Source organism: Natrinema sp. CRL1 (assembly GCF_059162405.1).
In genome coordinates, this window is sequence record NZ_JBLVOY010000003.1 from 94,627 (window position 1) to 111,990 (window position 17,364).

General features: G+C 63.9%; 19 protein-coding genes and 1 tRNA gene. 11 read left to right on the top strand and 9 right to left on the bottom strand.

Going from position 1 to position 17,364, the window contains the following annotated elements; translation table 11 throughout:
* Positions 1–3: 3 nt before the first annotated feature.
* Positions 4–399: a hypothetical protein gene (locus tag ACJYUO_RS11330; RefSeq protein WP_494345481.1), complete on the bottom strand. Its 396-nt coding sequence runs from the start codon at positions 397–399 to the stop codon at positions 4–6.
* 82 nt (positions 400–481) lie between these two features.
* Positions 482–1,003, bottom strand: a complete 522-nt coding sequence (locus ACJYUO_RS11335) for a DedA family protein (RefSeq protein WP_494345482.1) — start codon at positions 1,001–1,003, stop codon at positions 482–484.
* Positions 1,004–1,160: 157 nt separating this feature from the next.
* Here ACJYUO_RS11335 and ACJYUO_RS11340 point away from each other — a divergent pair, with 157 nt between their 5' ends.
* A complete protein-coding gene (locus ACJYUO_RS11340) occupies positions 1,161–1,670 on the top strand; it encodes a metal-dependent hydrolase (protein ID WP_494345483.1) in 510 nt (169 codons plus the stop codon).
* Positions 1,671–1,681: 11 nt separating this feature from the next.
* On the opposite strand, the gene ACJYUO_RS11345 is transcribed toward ACJYUO_RS11340, so the two are convergent.
* Together ACJYUO_RS11345 and ACJYUO_RS11350 are read right to left on the bottom strand one after the other, a co-directional pair.
* A complete protein-coding gene (locus tag ACJYUO_RS11345; protein ID WP_494345484.1) occupies positions 1,682–2,197 on the bottom strand; it encodes a metal-dependent hydrolase in 516 nt (171 codons plus the stop codon).
* Between the two features lie 54 nt (positions 2,198–2,251).
* Complete coding sequence (locus tag ACJYUO_RS11350; protein ID WP_494345485.1) at positions 2,252–3,271, bottom strand: lysylphosphatidylglycerol synthase transmembrane domain-containing protein; 1,020 nt, start codon at positions 3,269–3,271, stop codon at positions 2,252–2,254.
* A gap of 272 nt (positions 3,272–3,543) precedes the next feature.
* Between ACJYUO_RS11350 and ACJYUO_RS11355 the strand changes: the two genes are divergently transcribed.
* The 5 genes from ACJYUO_RS11355 to ACJYUO_RS11375 all read left to right on the top strand — a co-directional run bounded on the left by ACJYUO_RS11355 (position 3,544) and on the right by ACJYUO_RS11375 (position 9,954).
* Positions 3,544–5,247, top strand: a complete 1,704-nt coding sequence (locus ACJYUO_RS11355) for a sulfatase (protein ID WP_494345486.1) — start codon at positions 3,544–3,546, stop codon at positions 5,245–5,247.
* Between the two features lie 129 nt (positions 5,248–5,376).
* On the top strand, positions 5,377–6,237 hold the full coding sequence (locus ACJYUO_RS11360) for a hypothetical protein (protein WP_494345487.1): 861 nt from the start codon (positions 5,377–5,379) through the stop codon (positions 6,235–6,237).
* A gap of 86 nt (positions 6,238–6,323) precedes the next feature.
* Entirely contained in the window at positions 6,324–7,307 is a 984-nt protein-coding gene (locus tag ACJYUO_RS11365; protein WP_494345488.1) for a glycosyltransferase family 4 protein, read from the top strand.
* A complete protein-coding gene (locus ACJYUO_RS11370) occupies positions 7,308–8,405 on the top strand; it encodes a glycosyltransferase (protein WP_494345489.1) in 1,098 nt (365 codons plus the stop codon).
* A 259-nt stretch (positions 8,406–8,664) separates the two neighbouring features.
* Positions 8,665–9,954: a UbiA prenyltransferase family protein gene (locus ACJYUO_RS11375; RefSeq protein ID WP_494345490.1), complete on the top strand. Its 1,290-nt coding sequence runs from the start codon at positions 8,665–8,667 to the stop codon at positions 9,952–9,954.
* Between the two features lie 5 nt (positions 9,955–9,959).
* On the opposite strand, the gene ACJYUO_RS11380 is transcribed toward ACJYUO_RS11375, so the two are convergent.
* Positions 9,960–10,271, bottom strand: coding sequence for a DUF8119 family protein (locus ACJYUO_RS11380; RefSeq protein ID WP_494345491.1), 312 nt, complete (start codon positions 10,269–10,271; stop codon positions 9,960–9,962).
* A 122-nt stretch (positions 10,272–10,393) separates the two neighbouring features.
* On the opposite strand from ACJYUO_RS11380, the gene ACJYUO_RS11385 reads away from it, so the two are divergent.
* Positions 10,394–10,693: a hypothetical protein gene (locus ACJYUO_RS11385; protein ID WP_494345492.1), complete on the top strand. Its 300-nt coding sequence runs from the start codon at positions 10,394–10,396 to the stop codon at positions 10,691–10,693.
* 300 nt (positions 10,694–10,993) lie between these two features.
* Here the strand turns inward: ACJYUO_RS11385 and ACJYUO_RS11390 are convergent, their stop codons facing one another.
* A complete protein-coding gene (locus ACJYUO_RS11390; protein WP_494345493.1) occupies positions 10,994–11,194 on the bottom strand; it encodes a hypothetical protein in 201 nt (66 codons plus the stop codon).
* Positions 11,195–11,836: 642 nt separating this feature from the next.
* Between ACJYUO_RS11390 and ACJYUO_RS11395 the strand changes: the two genes are divergently transcribed.
* Positions 11,837–12,049, top strand: coding sequence for a DUF6199 family natural product biosynthesis protein (locus ACJYUO_RS11395; protein WP_494345494.1), 213 nt, complete (start codon positions 11,837–11,839; stop codon positions 12,047–12,049).
* A 585-nt stretch (positions 12,050–12,634) separates the two neighbouring features.
* On the opposite strand, the gene ACJYUO_RS11400 is transcribed toward ACJYUO_RS11395, so the two are convergent.
* Positions 12,635–12,785: transfer RNA gene (locus tag ACJYUO_RS11400), tRNA-Met, on the bottom strand.
* Between the two features lie 195 nt (positions 12,786–12,980).
* On the opposite strand from ACJYUO_RS11400, the gene ACJYUO_RS11405 reads away from it, so the two are divergent.
* Positions 12,981–14,147 carry a DUF7115 domain-containing protein gene (locus ACJYUO_RS11405; protein WP_494345495.1) on the top strand — a complete coding sequence of 389 codons (1,167 nt, stop codon included), beginning with the start codon at positions 12,981–12,983 and terminating at the stop codon, positions 14,145–14,147.
* Here the strand turns inward: ACJYUO_RS11405 and ACJYUO_RS11410 are convergent.
* Positions 14,144–14,566: a DUF5830 family protein gene (locus ACJYUO_RS11410; RefSeq protein WP_494345496.1), complete on the bottom strand. Its 423-nt coding sequence runs from the start codon at positions 14,564–14,566 to the stop codon at positions 14,144–14,146. The two genes, ACJYUO_RS11405 and ACJYUO_RS11410, sit on opposite strands and share 4 nt — an antisense overlap.
* 191 nt (positions 14,567–14,757) lie before the next feature.
* On the opposite strand from ACJYUO_RS11410, the gene ACJYUO_RS11415 reads away from it, so the two are divergent.
* Both ACJYUO_RS11415 and ACJYUO_RS11420 read left to right on the top strand, forming a co-directional pair.
* The gene (locus tag ACJYUO_RS11415; RefSeq protein WP_494345497.1) at positions 14,758–15,729 is read left to right on the top strand and encodes a transcription initiation factor IIB; all 972 of its coding nucleotides are present in this window, start codon (positions 14,758–14,760) and stop codon (positions 15,727–15,729) included.
* The gene (locus tag ACJYUO_RS11420) at positions 15,730–15,993 is read left to right on the top strand and encodes a MarR family transcriptional regulator (protein ID WP_494345498.1); all 264 of its coding nucleotides are present in this window, start codon (positions 15,730–15,732) and stop codon (positions 15,991–15,993) included.
* Between the two features lie 43 nt (positions 15,994–16,036).
* Here ACJYUO_RS11420 and ACJYUO_RS11425 read toward each other — a convergent pair whose 3' ends face one another.
* Positions 16,037–17,194, bottom strand: coding sequence for a multicopper oxidase domain-containing protein (locus ACJYUO_RS11425; protein ID WP_494345499.1), 1,158 nt, complete (start codon positions 17,192–17,194; stop codon positions 16,037–16,039).
* Positions 17,195–17,364: the final 170 nt, after the last annotated feature.

Here is a 17,364-nt window from a genome sequence, read left to right on the forward strand (position 1 = left end):
GACTCACTCGGTCTCGGTGACCCACTCCCCGTCTGCGGCGCCGTCTCGGACAATCTTCGCTCGAGCGGAAAACGTTCGCTCGCCGTAGAAGTCCGACTCGGACGTAAACGGAAGTGCGACGACGCGCTCGTCGATATCGGCGCGGATGACGAACGTCTGCACACTCGCGTGATCGTAGTCGTCCTCGATGAGGAGTTCGGCCCTGATCGTGACCTCGCCGGCGTCGCTTCCCTGCTTCGTGACCGTCCCGACGACGACCATCGTCCCCGCGTCGGCCAGATGCGATCGAACGTCTCGGAGAGTGAACTGTGGCTCCGATTCGGTCTGCTCGAAGAGACAGCCAGCCGCGCTCATACTCAGGAGGGTTCCCGTCGCAGCCAGTGCCGTTCGCCGGTTCATTCCGAAGAAATCACTCGGCGTGAGTGATACCGTTCACTAAACCGACGCGCTCACGTCTTCGGTTCTCGGCGTCGCCGCCTGCTCAGACGAGCAGATAGCCGCCGAGCAGGTAGAGACCGGCTAGAATCGACTGGAAGGACAGCGATCCGACCGCCGATAGCACGAGAAACGAGCGGCCGTCCATCTCCGAGAGGCCGGCGGGGACGGTGAGCAACCCGCGGACGAACAGCATCGTATTGCTCGCGGCAACGGCGAGATGTCCCCACCGGTCGAACCAGCCGTCGAACCGCTCGAGGCGCGACTCGGTGACGGGGAACCACCGCTTTTGAAGGACGTACTCCCGGCCGGCGCGACGGACGAGTCCGAACAACAGGAGTTGACCGACCGTCGTCCCGACGACTGCGAGGGCGACGATCGAGGCCGCCGTCGGGACCGACGAGCCGATCAACGCCAGCGCCGACGGCACGACGAGTTCGCTGGGCATGAACCGCAGCAACATCGCTCCCTCGAGGACGCAGATGCCGAACAGGACCGCAAAGCCGAGTTCCGAGGTGAACAGGGACTCGAGCCACGGCGGCGTTTCGGTGAGTTGGAGGGAGACCATCGCCGTCTGTCATCTCGACTCTGACCTCGTCGGACGACTGAAGTCGTGGGCTTGCAATTGCAGCCGCCGTAAATACACCCGCTCTCGGCTCCGAATCCGTGCCCGCGATCGGAGCGCGCCACAACGTATATCGGGACCTCGGCCGATGGGTAAGCTAATGTCACTCGAACTGATAGTATTCCTTACCGTCGCGTTCGCGACACACGCTATCGTCGGCGTCGCGCTCGTCCGGGGGGTCGCCGACGTCGGTCCGCGAGCCGGGGTGTGGGTGGGAATCGTCTTCGGGCTCGCTCCGGACGCGGACTTTCTCTTTCCGGCGGCGTGGGGGTGGCCGTTCGTTCACCGCGGCGTGTTGCATTCGCCGCTGTTCGCGCTGTCGGTCATCGCTGGGGTGTACGCGCTCTGTCGAAACCGCGAGATCACGCTCGCCGTCGGGCTCGCGATCGGTTCTCACCTCGTCATCGATTCGCTGTCCCCGATGGCGATCCCGTGGCTGTTCCCGCTGCGGGCGACGTGGAGCCCCGGACTGGACGTCCACGGCGTGATCGCGACGGTCCTGCTTTGGTCGTCGTCGGTCGGCGTCCTCGCGTGGCGCACGGACGATCTGGCGGTGATCGGGCGCTGGCGGAATCGGGACGCCGGCGTTCTACGGCGGCAGTCGGAGTAACTCGCCGGTTGTCACCGCCACTGAATCGGAATCGGCACTGTCACCGGCTGGGCGGCCGCCAACAGCAGCGACGCCACCAACGCCACCGATCCGACGAGCAGAAACGCGCGGTTGACTGTCCCGTTTTTCGATTTGAACCACTCGAGCGTGACGTGGACCCGCGAAACCGGTGCGAACGGGGAGAGTCCCATCGGCGTCACGACGTCGCCCGCGAGGTGGGCGAGAATCCCGCAGGTGCCGACGGCGAATCCGAAGCTGAAACTGCCACTGGAGCCAAACCCCGAGCGAGCGACGAGTACGGTTCCGACTCCCGCGACGAAGCCGAACAGAAGGGCAAACCAGACGGTATGAGTCGGGCCGCGGTGGTCGATCCGCTCGACGTTCTGGTCGAGATCGGGCAGGTTCGCCGCGGCGAGTGCGATAACCGCGCCCCAGAGCGCCGTCTCGAGCGAGTAGGCGGCGGTTACCGTCGGCACGAACGGCGCGTACAGGAGCGCGTTGAAGCCGGCGTGACCGTCTCGATACATCGGTCTCGAGTCGGTTTCTAGTCGGCGGTCCGCGCGGTTAACTGCTCGGCTGGCTCATCGGATGGTCCGAATCCCCAGCGCCGACACCGAAGCGCCGCCGATGAGGATGGGCATCCAGTAGACCGCACCGCGGAAGATCAAGACTGCCGCGGTGACGGCCGACGCTTCGATGCCCGTCGTCGGGACGAGCAGCGTGACGAATGCGGCCTCGATACCGCCGAGGCCGCCCGGGAGCGGGGCCGCGCCGGCGATGTTCGCGAGCGGAATTACAAACAGCAGGACGTAGGGCGGGACGCTGTGGCCGAGGGCGGCGAAGGCCGCAAGCAGCGCGACCACCTGAAAGAGCCAGCCACACAGCGAGAGCCCGATCACGGCCCCGAGCCGCCAGCGGTTCGTCGCGAGCCGCTCGATGTTCTCGAAGAACCGGCCCATTCGGTCCGCGAGGTCTGCCTCGAGCGTCTCCGAGTCGAAGCGCTCGAGACCGAGCTTCCCGAGGCGGGGCGCGATGACGGCCGGCAGGCGGTCGATGATCCGCTCTCGGTACCGCCAGACGAGTCCCATGACGAGCAGGATGGCACTGATCAGCACGACGGCCGAGCCGACGGCCGTCTCGAGGCGCTCGCCGACGGCGGCAGTGGTCGCGTAGTAGCCGATCCCCACGAAGACGAGCGAGATCGAGGGGATCACGTTGAGCACATCGACGCTCGCGATCCCGACGAGACCGGTTTCGTAGCGGGAATCGGAGACCTTCGAGATGAGCAGCGCCGCGATCGGTTCGCCGCCGGCCTGTCCGAACGGGGTAACGTTGTTGGCGAAGACGGCCCCGGCGTAGACGAGAAACGACTTGCCCAGCGGAATCTCGACGCCGAGCGTCCCGAGGACGGTTCGGAGCATCAGACTCCAGACGGCCAGCCAACAGAGCGCGAGTGCAAACGTCGCCGCGACGAGCGACGGTTGTGCCGAGAGCAGGGAATCGAGAATCGAGCGCGCGCCGACGATGAACACGAGGACGGCAAAGACCGCGATCGCACCGAAGGCACCGATGAGAAACGCGCGCCGATTTTGCTCGTCCATGGCGGGTATGGATTCTCAGTCGACTTGAAACGTCTGATCGATCGCAACAGCGGAAGCGGCCGGCGGTTGCGATACCCGCTCGTCGACCGAGCGTTCGTTTCTCTCGGTCTGACAGGGTCGCTCGAGTCGTTCCGAGAGACTGCTCTCGCCTCCGCTGTCGACGGCCGCGTCCTTCAGGGTGTCCCGGTCAATGAGTCACTACGGCGACGGCGAGACGGTTCCGAGATCGTATCCGCTCCATAACAAATTGTGCGTTCGGTCGAATACACCCAGTGAGTTACCTGAACCCTTCTCCCGTCCCGTCAGCGCCCGCTCTCCGCTGCAGTACCGAGGGGCGACCACAGTCGACCGCTCGTGAGACTGCGGCCGTACAGGGGACGAGAACAGCGACGGAGACGGAATCCGGCACCCGCCAGTCGAACGTCCTCTTCGTCGTGCTCGATACCGTCCGGAAGGATCGTCTCGGCCCGTACGGCTACGACCGGGGGACGACGCCCGAGCTCTCGGCGTTCGCCGAGGAGGCGACCGTCTTCGAGTCCGCGGTCGCGCCCGCGCCGTGGACCCTGCCGGTCCATGCCTCGCTCTTTACCGGCCTCTATCCGAGCCAGCACGGGGCCGATCAGGGAAGTCCGTATCTCGACGACGTCACCACCCTCGCGTCGGTGCTGTCGGCGGCGGACTATGACACGGCGTGTTTCTCCTCGAACGCCTGGATCACCCCCTACACCGGCCTCACCGACGGCTTCGACGCCCACGACTCGTTCTTCGAAGTCCTGCCTCGAGACGTGCTCTCGGGACCGCTCGCGAACGCGTGGCAGGCGGTCAACGACAACGACTACCTCCGCGAGATGGCGTCGAAACTCGTCAGGCTCGGCGCGATCGCCCACGAGAAACTCGCCAGCGGCGAGGGGGCCGACACGAAGACGCCGTCGGTTATCGACCGAACGAGGTCCTTCATCGACGACAGCGAGAGCGACCGGGGCTGGTTCGCGTTCGTCAATCTGATGGACGCGCACCTGCCGTACTACCCGCCCGAGGAGTACCGCGAGGCGTTCGCTCCCGGCGTCGACCCCGATGCGGTCTGCCAGAACTCGAAAGAGTACAACGCCGGCGTCCGGAACATCGACGACGAGGAGTGGGCGGACATCCGTGGGCTGTACGACGCCGAAATCGCACACATGGACGCCGAACTCGGCCGTCTCTTCGACTGGCTGCGCGCGACCGGCCAGTGGGAGGAAACGACCGTCGTCGTCGCGGCCGACCACGGCGAACTCCACGGCGAACATGACCTCTACGGCCACGAGTTCGCGCTCTATGACGAACTAATCAACGTCCCGTTGCTGGTGAAACACCCTGCCCTCGAGGCCGGCCGGCGCGACGACCTCGTCGAACTGCTCGACTGCTATCACACGGTCCTCGACGCGCTGGCCGTCGATCCCGGCGCTGCGGTCGGTACGAGCGCGGACGACGGCCCCGTCGCGCTGGACCCGACGCGGTCGCTGCTCTCGAGCGAGTACCGAGCGTTCGACGGCGTTTCGGATCCGGACCCCGGCCAGCGAGCCGTTCTCGAGGCCGACGGCGACGCCGACTACGCGTTTATCGAGTACGCCCAGCCGGTCATCGAGTTACACCACTTAGAGCAGAAGGCGAGCGAGGCCGGCGTCACGCTGCCGGCGGATCACCGGGCCTACTCGCGGCTGCGCGCCGCGCGGGGCACCGACCGGAAGTACGTCCGCGCGGATCTCGTTCCCGACGAAGGGTACCGGCTCGACGCCGATCCGCACGAGTCGTCGCCGATCGAACCCGCGGACGACGACCTCGTCGCGGCCGCCGAGCGGGCGCTCGGCCGGTTCGAGGAGGCGGTCGGCGGCGCGTGGGACGACCCGACCGAGACGAATACCGACGCAGCGGACGCGCTCGAGGAGGCCGACGAGGCGACGCAGGATCGGCTCCGCGAACTCGGCTATCTGGAGTGAACCGCCGTCTCGATTCGACTGACGAAACCCCGGGCGGGCGCGGTGATCGATCCGATCGAACGAGTCGGTTCCGGCGACCTTCAGGAACCAATAAGAATACAGTGGTCGAATCGAAAGGTACCGCAACTAATGGACGACCAGCACTTCCTCGAGTCGGAGTGGGACTACTGTCTCGTGCTGGATGCGTGTCGGTACGACGTGTTCAGCGAGGTTTACGACGAGTATCTCGACGGGACGCTGGAAAAACGCTGGAGCGTCGGGTCGTCGACGCCGGAGTGGGCCTACCGGACGTTTACCGGCGACCACGATATCGCGTACTTTTCAGGGAATCCGTTTATTAACGACCTCGGTATCCCACTGAACGAGCTCAAATGGGGGGCCAGTTGCGACTACGAGTGGACGGCAACCGAGCACATCAGCAACGTGTTCGACGTCTGGAAGACCGGCTGGGACGACGATCTGGGGACGGTGCCTCCGGAGAGTCTCGCGGAGGCGTTCCGCGACAATACGGCGGCCGTCGAGCAGGCCGACCGAACGGTGCTTCACTACATGCAGCCACACGCGCCCTACCTCTCCCGTGGCAAAGGCCAGAAGCTCAAGCAGATCCAGAAGGGGATCCGCAAACAGGAGGAGGCCGAAAACGCCGAAACCGACGGCGGCGGCGCGCTCTCGTCGCTCGGCGATACCATTCGCCCGAAAGTCGAAGACAAACTCGAGGGCAGCGAACTCGCCCAGAAGGCAGGTCTCTGGCTCGAACTCGATCCCGCGGACCTCGTCAAGAACGGGACTCGAGAGGCGGCCCTGGAACTGTACGAAGAGAACCTGCGGATCGCACTCGAGTCCGTCGCGGAACTGGTCGACGAACTCGACGGTCGCGTCGTCGTGACGGCCGACCACGGGGAGGCCTTCGGCGAGGAGGGCGTCTGGGAACACCACATCGAGACGCATATTCCGCCGCTGATGGAGGTACCGTGGCTCGAAGTCGAGTAACGCCGCCGTCGACCGACCGTCGCGAGCCTCGATTCGGCCCCGCGTCCGCGAGCGTCGGACGGTCACTCCGATTGGTGTAGCCCGGTATGAAGATCAGCCACTACTTCGAGTTCGAGGATCACGTGACCGGCGGGATCCGTGAGTCCGTCGTCCACCAGCGGAAGATGCTGGACGGGTTGGACCTGCGCTATACGACCGAGCCGACGCTCGAGACCGACGTTTTTCACTGCAATCTCATGGGGCCTCGATCCGTCTGGTACGCAAAGCGGGCCCGCGATCGCGGCGTTCCCGTCGTCGCGAACACCCACGTCACCGCGGAGGACTTCGGAGATAGCTTCCGGTTTACGAACGCCCTCGCCAAACCGCTTCGGCCGTACCTCGAGCGAGCCTACGGGCTGGCCGACGCCTTGGTCTGTCCCTCGGCGTACAACCGTGGGCTGATCGAAACCTACGCGGACGCGCCGACGACCGTGATCTCGAACGGCGTCGACCGCGAGAAACTCGAGGGTTTCGAATCGCTCGAGGCCGAGTACCGTGAACGCTACGACCTCGAGTCGCCTACCGTCTTTCTCGTTGGCCACGTCATCAAGCGCAAGGGTCTCGAGACGTTCGTCGAACTGGCTCGCCGACTGCCCGATCTGGACTTCGCGTGGTTTGGCCCGCTCGATCTCTCCCTGAAGGGACGGGAAACGACGCGGCTGATCGAGGAGTCGCCGGACAACTGCACGTTCACCGGCTACGTCGACGACATCCGCGGCGCGTACGCGGCGGGCGACATCTTCTGTTTCCCGACCCACGAGGAAAACGAGGGGATCGCCCTGCTCGAGGCGATGACCGCCGGCAAGCCGCTTCTCGTCCGGGACATCGAGACGTTCTCGTGGCTCGAGGACGGCGAGGACTGCCTGAAAGTCGCTGACTCGGGCGTCGACGGTTTCGTCGACGCGCTGGAGCGACTCACCGATTCCACGCTCCGGGACCAACTCGGAACGAACGCGGCCGACCGCAGCGAGGCGTTCTCGCTGTCGTCGGTCGCGACCCAGTACCAGTCGCTGTACGAGGAGGTGGCCTGAATGAAAATCGGCTTCTTTACTGACAGTTATTTCCCCGAGATCGACGGCGTAACGTATACGATCAAGCTCTGGCGCGAGGAGTTAGAACGCAAAGGACACGAGGTCTACGTCATCTATCCGGACGGCGACTACGAACCGGGCGACCGCGAAATCCCGGTCAGATCGCTGCCGAACCCGTTCTACGCCGGCTATCGGATCCCGCTTACCAAACGCACCGCGACGCTGCCCGATCTCGACGTCGTCCACTGTCACGGTCCCGCACCGATCGGTATTCTCGGTCGCTACTACGCCTGGAAACGCGATCTGCCAACGATCTACACCCACCACACGCCGATCGAGGAGTACTTTCACCAGAGCATCAAACTCGAGTCGGCCGCGGCGGCGCTCTCGGCGGCGTACGTGCCCGCGGAGAACGCCTTCCTCCGAAGCTTCGATATCGTTACCGCCTCGACCGAGCGGATCGACCGCGAGGTCGAACACGTCCAGCTCCCGGTGGGCATCGACATGGACTTCTTCCAGCCGACTGCCGAAGACTGGTACCCCGATCGGACCGTGATCGGCTACAGCGGGCGGCTCAGCATGGAGAAAAACGTCAACGAAATCCTGCGGGCCGCCGAGGAGCTCCCGGAATACGACTTCGTCATCGTCGGCGAAGGCCCCTACCGCGACTCCCTCGAGCGAAACGCGCCGGACAACGTCGAACTCCGAGAGTTCCTCCCCCGCGAGGACCTGCCCGTGTTTTACTCTTCGATCGACACCTTCGTCACCGCCTCGACCGCGGACACGCTCGGGCTCTCGACGCTCGAGGCCAACGCCTGCGGGACCCCCGTCGCGGCCACCGACGCGCCGCCGTTCGACCGAACGATCGGCCCCGACAACGGCGAGCGCTTCGAGTACGGCGATCTCGACTCGATGGTCGAGGCGATCGAAACGTCGCTGGCGGCCGATCACGAGACCAGAGCGGCCGTCGAGCGCTACTCGGTCGAGTACACGATGACCAACCTCGAGCAATTGTATCAGGACGTGCCGCTCTCGACGGACGAGACTGCGACCGATGTCGAGAGCCCGTGGGGGCTCCCCGACGAAGAGCGAAGCTGAGGCGATACTCGGTAGTCGCGTTGTTCTCTCGATCGGCTCGAGCGAATCGGATCGGCAGCGGCAGTACTCTTCGGCTCTAGTGATTGACTGGAAATATTGAATTTCACGCGGAGAGTGGCTGACGCGGCCGACGAGAAGACCTATATACGAACCGTCTAGCCTGCCACATAACTCAACGGACGGGATCGAACCCGTCGTTCGCTACCATGTCACTTCGAACACGCACGGACGGGGGTGACCGACCATCGATCGACGGACGGTGATCGCGCTCGGAGCGGTAGCCCTCGTTTTCGTCGTGCTGGTCCTCGGGTCGACCGCGAGCACCTCCGCTCCGTCGGCGGACTCGGCTGTCGACCGGCAGGAGCAGTTCGTCACCGTCGATGAGGATTCGTCGCTGTGGCCGTACACGAGCAGCGCGACGACGTTCGAGGAGCGGACGCTCGCGATCAACGTGATCGTCGCCGGTGATCCCTCGGACACGCGTCGTCACTTAGAGGAGCGGAGCCGCGGCGACTGGAACGAGACCAGTCCCGAGCAGGAGGACGTCGGGACGGCAAGCGAGGAGACGGGGACGGCGACCGCGACGGAAAACGAAACCGTAGCGGCCGACGAACGCGCCGGCGCGGCGACATCGACATCGTGGGGACGGGCCGACGGCTCGACTCGATACGTCTACGTCGCCGCCGAAGACGATCCGACCGACGGCGTGTGGCTCGACGAGAGCTACCAGTTACACGACGGCGAGTACCTCGGCTCGCGCCACCACATTCGGGCCTACGAGTCTCCCCACGACGGGGACGAGTGGACGGCGATGCAGGCCCATCAGGAACACTGGGACTGGTTCCGACTCAGCCACACGGTCACCAGCGCCGAGGACTCACAGCGGTACGTCGAACGCGAGTTCATGGACCGCCGATCACCCTCGTCCGTCTCGCGCGAGCATCTGGGGAACGGCCGCGGCTTCGATTCCGACGGCTGGGTTGCGATCATCGACCTCGAGTCTGACGGCGACAACTCACCGGTCCCCGTGGGGATGGTCGCCGCCCTCTCGGGTGCGATGCTCGTCGGCCACGTCACCTCACGGACCGCTCCTCGAGAACTGGTCACCCCGCGGATCCGTCGCTCGTTCCTATTGGCCGGCTCGCTGATCGGGCTCTACCTCTTTGTCAGGTTCGGCGCGATCGCCCTCGAGTCGCGGCTCGGCGATGGCGACCCACGGATCGTCGCGGGCGCGTTCTATCCGCTGCTCGTGGTCGGACTCCCGGTCTGTACGTACGCCTTCGCGCGCCCGCTCGATCGGTCGACGGCCTTCGCCGCCGCCTCGGTCGGCTTCGCGACGGCAATCTTGCTCGATTACACCCTGCTCGGCGTCACGCGACTGCCGGTCAACGTCTTCGTCCACCGGTTCTCGACGGCGGTCGCGCTCGGCTTCATCGCCGTCGGCGCGTCACACACCGAACGGATCGACCCCGAGGACCACGGCTTCGTGCGCCTGGGGGCGCTCCTCTGGGTCGTGACGCTGCTCGTGCCGCTGGTCCGATTCCTGTAGTCCGGTCAGGGCTCCAAATCGTCGGGGCTCCGATACGGCCGCGACCACTGGGTCGTCGCCTGCGTGTAGCCCACGACGCCTACGAACGTGACGACGTAGCAGAGCCAGCGCGGGACGCCAAAGCCCTGCATCCAGATCGTCATCACCAGCGCCCACGCGACGAGTACCGCCGTATCGCGACAGATCCGCTCGCCGTTGTGGCGGCAATAGGCAACCAACCGGCGGCGTCGCGACTCGAGGACCGGCCGGTCGTCGCCGTCAGTCTCTGTCCCGCTCTCGACGGCCATTGCGGGCCGATCGGGGTTCGCTCGGCTCACTCTGCCCCACTGCTTCGCGAGCGGTGGAATACGCTTTTTGGTTCGATCGATCGGCTGTGGCCGTCGCCGACCGTGATCGCATGCGAAGACGTAACCCGCACGCGACGCGACGTTCTCGCATAATGGCCGACGATGACCGACTCGAAGGAGAGACCGCAACCGGAAGTCGCCTGTCACACCTTCGAACTCGAGTGAGGACCGGGGTCAGGGATCGACTCGAGCGGCTTCGCTGGTGGTACGCGCTGCGAGTTGCCGGCGCGCCTCGCTGTGCGGTCTGTGGCGACGAGGCGGCGTGGATCGCCGAAACGGAGCACGAACCGCGCTGTTTCAAACACATTCCGAGTGAAGGGATGGACGCGATTCGAGAGGTTCGACCCGAAGACTGCAGGACCGACTGGGACGCTGTCACTGATGGCTCCTGATCGCTTCAGAGTTTTCTCGAGTGAGGGGGAGAGTGTGACGAGGAGTTTGCTATCTGAGAGCGTATTATAGAACGCCAGTGACTACAAATCTCGAGTGTCGTGCCCTCCCCGGCATTTCGACGTTGTTACTCGCCTTCGACTGACAATGGGTATCGGAAATACGTTCAGTGAGGGAATTGGTATAGAATTATAACACCAGTGGGTTGCAATATAGGTTCTTTATTCAGAATTATCTGTGTAACTGTCGCTCAATTCAGAGTTTCTATGTATCGCTCACACTCTTGTCGACTGCTCCAGCAGTTACGTTGGGATAAAAAATCTGTAGATACCGACAAATACACTCGTAATTAGGAGGCCACCTCCAGTGACGACGAATAGACTTGAGAGATTGATTGCTCTGAATGCGAGGGCTTCGGGAATCAATACACCAAGAAAGACTATGGACAATCCCATCCAGAATACTTCGTTGCGCTGGTAGAGGGCTATGAGCGTTTCCATCATACTATAGCACTACAAATATTGGAAAATAAACCCTCGCTCTCCGATATACTTGTACTCGTAGTGAGCATGCGTTTCACGCTGAAATACATATGAAGAATTGGATTTCAATAGAGCCATCGCTCGGCGTCTGAGTGCTTCGAGAAAGACCTCAAAAGGCCGCCCGGATGGGCACAGGGGGATGGCCGCCGGGCGGATCGGGCATGGATGGGGTTGGAATCGGGTGCTGATTTCGTGTCGCGCAGGGAACGCGACAGTGAATATGTTCGCCTTGGTGTATATCAACGTCGCCCCGATTCCGAGTGAGTAAGAATCGTCCCATCGAACCTGTGAAATCGTACTCGCTCGCTGTTCCTCGAGGCCAAGATCGTTCGGACTGGATAGGCTGCGATCGCCCTGTTGTCGACCTGCCAAGTCCCCTCAACCGGCCCTTCGGGACCGATCTCGCCGGCCTTGATCTTGTGTTTCCGGACGGACTCGAGCCGGGTCGCCTTTGGCTCGGTGTCTTGGCCTTGCGTGCCCTGTGAGACGCGTCGATGATCGCTCTTGATCGCGCAAAAGCAGTACCGAGCCGAGATCTGAAGCGACTACTGACCTGAAGAGGTGTCTCAAAAGAATTATCACCTGACACTCGCAGAGCGAAATATGGAACCGCCATTGGCAATCATTCTTCTTGTTTTCGGGACCCCGAGTGCGATCTGGCCGTATAAGATCGCACGGTTCGAGGAGCGACTTGACTCGATCGGGAGTAAGCGGTCCTGGTCCGAAGTCGAACCGGCAGATTGGAAAGTGGGACTCAACCGAATTGTGGGGGGCGGAATGGCGATCATCGGTGCCCTGGGCCTGGTTTTCGGGTGACAACGAACGATAAATCTCGCTGCTGTACTTATCACCCATCGTCCTCACCTCGGAGGTCGTCGACGCGCTGGTTCGCGACCTTGAGACAGCTCGCCCCGTTGCAGGTCGTCCGCCCGGATCAGTCGTGGTACTCGCGAATCTTGCTCTCGAGGGCGTCGGCGTTGTTGATCCCGAGATAGGTCCGCTCGTGGTTCGAGTCATGTCGGCTCACCGAGGATCCGGCTGCACTCCGGACATGTCGGGAGCTGGTCGAAGTAGTTACTCTTGGCGCTCATGCCCTGACACTCCCAGCAGACTTTCCGTTACTCGATAAATCAGATCTGGTGTATGACCTCAGATAGGTGTTCTCGGCGCGTCTACTGAGGCAATATCAGGATTTGAGTTCGCACTATAAGGGGTGCTTATGTGCCCATGTGAAGAATTTGGGTAGTGCCCGGGGAGGGCTCCGAACCACGGAAAGACTCACTGCGTTCGTCTTTCCTGCCTTCGCCTCGCTTCGCTCGGCAAAGACCACCGGGTTCTCCGCCTCCCCGGGCATTTTCACGGCGTCGTCACTCACTCCGTTCGTGACGTTCGTGTGAAAAATGCCCGGGGAGGGCTCCGAACCCTCGATCTCCGCATGTCCCAGGTTCGAGGCTCGGCAGTCCTCGAGGGACACGGAGGCTTCCAAGGCGAAACCGCACCGAATCTCTGAACCCTATGAGTGCGGCGCTATGTCCAGCTAAGCCACCCGGGCTCGGTTACGAGTAGTGCGGTCCGTTTCTTTAACCTTTGTATTCGGATCCGCCGTGCAACGCCGACCCACGGGTGGTGATCGCCCGCCACCACCGGGTTGGATTCGGCGAGAACGACCGCTGTGCTCGCGTGATCTGTGCGGACCCGTGGTTGCGGGCTAGCAATCTTTATCAAACGGTGTTACGAACAGCGCCGCATGAGCGTTCCCGGCATCGTCCACTCGACTCTCGATGGCGAGGAGATCGCAGCCCGGGTCTCTCTCGGCAGCGACGACGAACTCTTCATCACTCCCACGAGGACGATCGTCTACCGTGCCGACGGTCTCCTGAGCGACGAATCGGCCGACGAGTACCCCCACGACGCCGATCGGTTGACCCTCTCCGAAGGGCGGCGCAAAACGAAATTCACCCTCGAGTACGCACTCGAGGGCAAGCGATCGTTCTCCGTGCCCGCGGGGAAAACCGACGAGGTGTTACACCCCGTCCTCGCCGGAGTGTTAAACGGCAACGGGATCACCGGGCCCGGCGAGACGGTCATCAAGCCCTATCGATTTAGCGAACTGACGCTGATTGTTACGAGCGACCGACTCGTCAAACACATCGGCGGCGCGGTCTGGGACGAGGACTTCGAGGAGTACCAGTTCGATGACGTGACCAGCCTCTCGTTCGAGGACGGGAGCGTCGCCACCCAGATCGTCCTCACGGCCAACGGCCGGCCCCAGCGGATCAAGGCCCCCAACGAGGAAGCGAACGATCTCCGGGAGCGTCTCCAGCGGGCGCTGTTCGACTACCACGACGTCGGCTCGCTCGAGGAACTCAACGAGACGATCGGCGTCGAGGACGACGAGCCGACCAGTAGCGGGGGTTCGGTCGACTTCGGCGGCGGCGTCGACCCGCTCGATGCCGACCCGCCCGAGCCCGAGGAGCGCGAGGTGACCGCCGAACAGACCACCGAAGCGGCGGGTTCCGAATCGACCGATCCGCTCGCCGGCGGGGCGGGGGACGATGTCGCGACCGCCGAATCGGTGGCGGGAGCCAACGGGAGCGACGGACAGTCGGTCCAATCATCGACTCGAGCGGCCGCCGAGACGGACGACCGCGCGACCGAGCCCGATACCGCAGCGAAGAGGGAAGCGGAGACCGGCTCGGTCTTCGAGGAGGCCGCCGAGACGGACCCAGCCCCCGCTGCTTCCGAGTCGCCGCCGTCGGCACCCGCTGAGTCTGCACCCGTTGCCGAGACCGATCCCGAACTACTGGAACGACTCGACTCGCTCGAGGCGGCGGTCGAACGGCAGAGCGAGATCATCGAACAACAGCAACAGACGATCGATCAGCTGATCGCGGAACTCCGGCAGGGCCGTTAGTCGTCCCGTCCCGTCACTTTTCGGATACACGAGGAGCCAAAGGGGCCGAGTTCCCCGGCCTCGAGATCGATGAAGTAACCGGTCGACAGTCCGGAGCCACAGCGCCGACAGGAGAACTCTCCCTCTTTCGTGATCACGTCGCGCTCGAAGCGGACGTACTGGGAACTCTTCGGGCGGACGATACCGTCGTCGCGTTCGATGATTCCGCGGAGTTCCGCCTGATCGAGGATCGTTCGAGTCACCGTCGGATCGGCCGTGACCGTCTCGATTCGGTCGACGGCGTCGGCGAGCGAGAGCGATTCGTGCTCGAGGCGGGCGAGCAGCGCGAGCCCCAGTTCGACGCGGTCGTCCTCGGCCTCGAGGTTCGTGTCGACGCCGGATTCACGGCTGCTTTCGGTCCGATCCCCGTCGCGAGTCATTGTCTGTGCTGTCGTCTCGCGGCGAATAAACGTTGCTCCTCTCGAACCCGCCCGCCGGCCGCGGTATCGACGCCGCTCGCTGACCGTTCCCACGCGCTGGGAATCCGCCGGTCGTTGATACCCATGCTTCCCTCCAATCCAAGCGAAGACCTCACACACGGCCGGGCCGTGTCCCGGCGGAGACAGAACCAATGACTCAGACGATCGTCGGTACGGCTACTGAGGAATCGACCCGGAACGGAGAGCGCGAGATCGCTCCTGAGCGGCGGGGAGCGGAGTGTCCGGAGTGTGCCGGGTCGATCCATCGCGACGAGGAACACGGCGAGCGGACGTGTGCGGAGTGTGGGCTCGTCCTCGATGCGGACGCGATCGATTACGGCCCCGAGTGGCGGAATTTCGACGACGCCGACGATAGACGGCGGGTCGGCGCACCGGTCTCGAACCTCCGTCACGACAAGGGTCTCAGTACGACGATCGGCTGGCGAGACGAGGACGCGTACGGCAATCAGATTTCGGGTCGAAAGCGCGAACAGCTCCGGCGGCTGCGGACGTGGAACGAGCGATTCACCTCGAAAGACGCCGCCGAGCGGAACCTGAAACAGGCCTTCGGCGAGATCGAACGCATGGCGTCGGCACTCGGGCTGCCGGACCCGTGTCGCGAAACGGCCGGCGTTCTGTACCGCCGCGCCGTCGACGAGGGCCTGTTGCCCGGCCGCTCGATCGAGGCGATGTCGACCGCCTCCCTGTACGCGGCCGCCAGACAACACGGCACGCCACGGACGCTGGTCGCGTTCACATCAGTGAGCCGCGTCGACAAACTCCCCATTCAGCGAGCCTATCGCTACCTCTCGAGCGAACTCGGGCTCCGGATCGAACCCGCGGATCCGATCCATTACCTCCCGCAGTACGCGTCGGTACTCGAGATCAGCGACGACGCCGAGCGGCTGGCCCGAGAGATCCTCGAGGCGGCGAAAGCCCAGGGGCTCCACAGCGGGCGAAGCCCCGCCGGACTCGCGGCGGCGGCGATCTACGGGGCTGCGCGGCTCGCAAACGAGCGACTCACACAGGAACGGATCGGCGAGGAAACCGGCGTGAGCCGGGTCACGGTCCGAAACCGATACCGAGAGTTACTGGACGCCTACGGGGAGACACGGGAGCGATAGATGTCCCGACGACGACTCGAGTTGGCTGTCCTCGACGTGCTCGTAGACGAGTCGCCCCGCTACGTCGTGGATCTCGCCGCGGCGATCGACGAACACCCGATCGCGGTCGAACAGGCCTGTAGCCGACTGCGTGACGAGGAGGACGTTCGTTCGATCGGTTGTCGCCGGTACGAGATCACCGCGGCCGGGCGTCGGCGGATCGACGACGTAAAACCGACGACCGGCGGGCCGGCTGTCTCGGCGAAAACCGAAAGTCGATCGTAACCGTGATCGGTGCTATCTCCGTGTTTTCACCGTTTCTCGGCGGTCAGCCTTCGTAGCCCGCGTACTGCATGAGGTCGGCGAAGACGTCGGTGTCCATCGCGTCGCGGTAGACGATGCCGTTGACCATGCCGCCGGGGTAGGAGTTGCCGTTCATCGCGTGGTTGACCTTGTGGCAGTGCATGAGGTAGATGCCGGGATCGGCGTCTGCCTCGAACTCGACGGTGTGTCGTTCCGCGGGCGCGATGTTCGTGACGTCCTGTTCGTACTGGGCCGCCTCGGGGATCTGGCCGCCGTCTTTCTCGACGAGACGGAAGCGGTGGTTGTGCGTGTGCATCGGGTGGGACATGTAACCCGCGTTGACCATGTGCAGTCGGACGGTATCGCCGTGATCGACGATGATCGGCGATCCCTCTTCGGGGTGGAGCGTCCGCGGCAGGCTTTTCCCGTTGATCGTGAACACGTCGGGGTTGCGGTTCCGTGGGCTGTAGTCGACGTCCTCGCCGGCGAACTGGCGGTTGACCCGGGAGTCCCAGTCTTTCAGCGTGAAGAAGTACTCCTTATCGGCCGGCTCGTACCCTTTCGGATCGACGCGGAAAATGCCGTACATCCCCATGTCGATGTGCCGGTGGGTCTGGTAGTGGCAGTGATAGAGGTGAGTCCCCGGGACGTTCGCCGGGATCGTGTAGGTGTGTTTCTCGCCGGGGTTGACCGTGATCCCCGTCGTCGTCGGCACGCCGTCGTTCTCCCAGGTCTTCTGTGCCCCGTGGAAGTGTAGCGTGTGGGGCATGTCGGCGTCCGTGTTGTCGAGGGTCACCTCGATATCGTTGCCCTCGGTCGTCCGAAGGATCGGTCCCGGAACGCTCGGCTGCCCGTCGTCGGCCTTGAACGCCCAGACGCGGGGCAGTTCGACCGGTCCGCCCATCGAGTCCATCGGGTGGACCGCGTGTTGGGCCGACACCGACTGCAGCGTCACGCTGCCGCCCTGCTCGTCGACGTGGACGACCTCCGGCGCGCTCGTCCACGGGAGGTCGGAGTTCGACGACTCCGTCGAACCCTCGCCAGATTCCTCCGGCTGGGAGTCCTGCTGGGCTCCCTGACCCGTACAGCCGGCAAGTCCGGTCAGTGCCGCTACACCGCCGGTCGCAGCAACGAATTCGCGTCGCGATAGCCCCAATCCGGGTGCGCCGATACGATCGCTCATGACAACTGGTCCTAAGAAGGCCCCGTGTATAACGGGTCGAGCAGGTTCTTAGGAATCGGGAAGTCCCGAGAACATGTTCTCTCTGAGTATTTAAACGGGGACCACCACGCCTCGAGACCGAGCCAAAACCCGGTCCGCGTCGTAACCCGAATTCGGATCTCGAAACTGAA

Bases quoted from the DNA above. Each gene is read 5' to 3' on its own strand.
- ACJYUO_RS11330 (WP_494345481.1), bottom strand. From the start codon at position 399: ATGAACCGGCGAACGGCACTGGCTGCGACGGGAACCCTCCTGAGTATG.
- ACJYUO_RS11335 (WP_494345482.1), bottom strand. From the start codon at position 1,003: ATGGTCTCCCTCCAACTCACCGAAACGCCGCCGTGGCTCGAGTCCCTG.
- ACJYUO_RS11340 (WP_494345483.1), top strand. From the start codon at position 1,161: ATGTCACTCGAACTGATAGTATTCCTTACCGTCGCGTTCGCGACACAC.
- ACJYUO_RS11345 (WP_494345484.1), bottom strand. From the start codon at position 2,197: ATGTATCGAGACGGTCACGCCGGCTTCAACGCGCTCCTGTACGCGCCG.
- ACJYUO_RS11350 (WP_494345485.1), bottom strand. From the start codon at position 3,271: ATGGACGAGCAAAATCGGCGCGCGTTTCTCATCGGTGCCTTCGGTGCG.
- ACJYUO_RS11360 (WP_494345487.1), top strand. From the start codon at position 5,377: ATGGACGACCAGCACTTCCTCGAGTCGGAGTGGGACTACTGTCTCGTG.
- ACJYUO_RS11365 (WP_494345488.1), top strand. From the start codon at position 6,324: ATGAAGATCAGCCACTACTTCGAGTTCGAGGATCACGTGACCGGCGGG.
- ACJYUO_RS11370 (WP_494345489.1), top strand. From the start codon at position 7,308: ATGAAAATCGGCTTCTTTACTGACAGTTATTTCCCCGAGATCGACGGC.
- ACJYUO_RS11385 (WP_494345492.1), top strand. From the start codon at position 10,394: ATGGCCGACGATGACCGACTCGAAGGAGAGACCGCAACCGGAAGTCGC.
- ACJYUO_RS11390 (WP_494345493.1), bottom strand. From the start codon at position 11,194: ATGATGGAAACGCTCATAGCCCTCTACCAGCGCAACGAAGTATTCTGG.
- ACJYUO_RS11395 (WP_494345494.1), top strand. From the start codon at position 11,837: ATGGAACCGCCATTGGCAATCATTCTTCTTGTTTTCGGGACCCCGAGT.
- ACJYUO_RS11405 (WP_494345495.1), top strand. From the start codon at position 12,981: ATGAGCGTTCCCGGCATCGTCCACTCGACTCTCGATGGCGAGGAGATC.
- ACJYUO_RS11410 (WP_494345496.1), bottom strand. From the start codon at position 14,566: ATGACTCGCGACGGGGATCGGACCGAAAGCAGCCGTGAATCCGGCGTC.
- ACJYUO_RS11415 (WP_494345497.1), top strand. From the start codon at position 14,758: ATGACTCAGACGATCGTCGGTACGGCTACTGAGGAATCGACCCGGAAC.
- ACJYUO_RS11420 (WP_494345498.1), top strand. From the start codon at position 15,730: ATGTCCCGACGACGACTCGAGTTGGCTGTCCTCGACGTGCTCGTAGAC.
- ACJYUO_RS11425 (WP_494345499.1), bottom strand. From the start codon at position 17,194: ATGAGCGATCGTATCGGCGCACCCGGATTGGGGCTATCGCGACGCGAA.